The organism is Rubrivirga sp. (assembly GCF_049648075.1).
In the GTDB taxonomy this organism is placed as follows: domain Bacteria; phylum Bacteroidota; class Rhodothermia; order Rhodothermales; family Rubricoccaceae; genus Rubrivirga.
This window is the reverse complement of record NZ_JBARYR010000196.1, coordinates 1-1,920: the sequence shown is the minus strand read 5'-3', so window position 1 is coordinate 1,920 and position 1,920 is coordinate 1. Positions and strand designations below refer to the sequence as shown.

The window sequence follows — 1,920 nt, the reverse complement described above, 5'->3', positions numbered from 1 at the left end:
TACGCCTTCGACGTCGACGGCCGGACGTACGATGCGTTCGGCTTTAGCGAGGTGTCGTGCCGCCGCTTGGGATCCAGTCGGGACGTCCCCAGCACCTTGTGCGAGGCCACTCGGGGCGTCGCGGCGCTCTCGGCCGACGCGAGCCTTTTGGTCCCCGGCGTCCGTGGGCTCTCGGTCGGGGCCGGGTATCGCCTCGGGTTCCAGCCGTCCCCGTACCTCACGGCTGGCTACACGCTCGGCGACGGTCCGACGGAGGGCATCCGCCTCGAGGGCGTGATGTCGCAGCGGATGACTGGCGGCGGCGTGTCGTTCCTGTTCGGGCTCTGACGTCCTCGAGGTCGGAAGACCAACAGAAAGGGTCGGTCGGACCATTGGCGTTGAGAGTTGAGCGCGTAGGCTGTCGGTGTTCAACGAGTCCCGATGACCCGTCGCCAGTTTCTCGCTCGCCTCGCCGCCGTTCCGGTCGCTTCCCTGTGGCCTGCCTCCGGTTCAAGCCCAGAGCAGGCCCTCGAGGACGACCCGATCCGTATTTGCGAGGGGACCGGCCACAGCACGATGCTGACGTGGCGCGGCGCCCGACTGGCCGAGGGAACGGGCTACAGCTCAGTCTTGCGCCTCAGCGGGGGGCGGTTTCGGTTTGAGGGGCGGCTGTGGACCGTTCGCACGTCGGGTTCAATAGCGACGCTGAACGAGGGAACCGGCTATTCGGCCGCAGCGACGCTTCGGGGCGGTCGCGTCGCCGAAGGGACCGGGCACCGCGCGCTCTGGACCATTCGGCAGAGCCGTGACACCGCCCGGATCTGTCCAGGAACGAGCCACAGCGCCGAGTGGACAGCACGAGGTCAGCCGATGACGGACGCCCAAACCCTGGCGACGCTGGTCGCCCTCGAGGCCGTCGGCGCGTAGCGTACGTTGGGGCCGAACCCACCCCGACCGCCATGCGCGCCCTCGTCCTCCTGCTCGCCGTCGCTGCCCTTCCCGCCATCGCCCAGGACGCCCCCGCGGACTCGCTCGTCACGTTGACCGGCCGTGTCCTCGATGCCGAGACCGGGGCGCCCGTCGTCGGCGCCGGCATCATGGTGACCGACCTCGAGGTCGGGACGGTCTCGCAGCGCGGCGGCCACTTTACCATCCCCGGCGTGACGCTAGGACCGCACCCGGTCCGCGTCGGCGCGTTCCGGTACCACATGGTGATGCTCGACCTCGAGGTCGAGGCGGAGACGCCGATGGACCTTGCGCTGGCGCCGGGTGCGGGCGTGGGCTGCGCCGTCGTGCACGAGCACGGCGAGGACGGAAGCCACATGTCGCCGCGCGAGGACACGTAGCCGGCCTCGAGGACGGGGCTCGCCTGGGGCGATCTTGTAGGTGTGGACTACTACACTCTCCGCGCGCTCGCCCTCGAGTGGGACGCCCTCCTCTCTGGCACCACCGTCGCCGACGTGTGGACGCAGAGCCCGCGCGAGCTGAGCGTCGCCCTCGAAAACCGCCCGGTCAGCGCAGCCAACGCCGACGGCGTTCGCCACACGATCCGCATCGCGTGCGACCCGGCGCTGCCGCTCCTCTTCCGGTCGAAGGGCTCCGGCCGTCAAAAGCGCAACACGGCCGACGTTCTCCCTGGCATGACTGGGCGAGCCGTCGTCGGCGTGAGGGTGGCCGACCGCGACCGGCACGTGTTCGTCGTCCTCGAGGGCGGGAGCCGGCTCCAGATCGTGCTGTTCGGGCCGACCCCGAACGTGTACTGGGTCCAAGAGGGCGTCGTCCGAGACGCGTTTCTCGACCACGACGAGTGGGTCGGGGAGCCCGCACCGGCGCCGCGTCCAGCGCCTGTCGTCGACACGGTGGAGGCGTTCCGAGAGCGGTGGAAGGCGTCGAGGAAGACGCTCGGCCAGGCCACGGCCGCAGCCGCCCCGCTGCTGACGC

Annotated in this window: 3 protein-coding genes and 1 pseudogene; all 4 read left to right on the top strand. The window is 70.5% G+C overall.

Features of this window, described 5'->3' with window-relative positions; translation table 11 throughout:
• The coding region (locus WBA11_RS05730; RefSeq protein ID WP_424519753.1) for a hypothetical protein at positions 1 to 327 on the top strand (327 nt) is incomplete at its 5' end.
• 93 nt (positions 328 to 420) lie between these two features.
• Entirely contained in the window at positions 421 to 906 is a 486-nt protein-coding gene (locus WBA11_RS05725) for a hypothetical protein (RefSeq protein WP_424519752.1), read from the top strand.
• Between the two features lie 32 nt (positions 907 to 938).
• The gene (locus WBA11_RS05720) at positions 939 to 1,325 is read left to right on the top strand and encodes a carboxypeptidase regulatory-like domain-containing protein (protein ID WP_424519751.1); all 387 of its coding nucleotides are present in this window, start codon (positions 939 to 941) and stop codon (positions 1,323 to 1,325) included.
• 42 nt (positions 1,326 to 1,367) lie between these two features.
• A pseudogene (locus WBA11_RS05715) lies at positions 1,368 to 1,920 on the top strand (fibronectin-binding domain-containing protein); the annotation flags it as partial.

Excerpts from the sequence above, each read along its gene's own strand:
- WBA11_RS05725 (WP_424519752.1), top strand. The coding sequence starts at position 421 with ATGACCCGTCGCCAGTTTCTCGCTCGCCTCGCCGCCGTTCCGGTCGCT.
- WBA11_RS05720 (WP_424519751.1), top strand. The coding sequence starts at position 939 with ATGCGCGCCCTCGTCCTCCTGCTCGCCGTCGCTGCCCTTCCCGCCATC.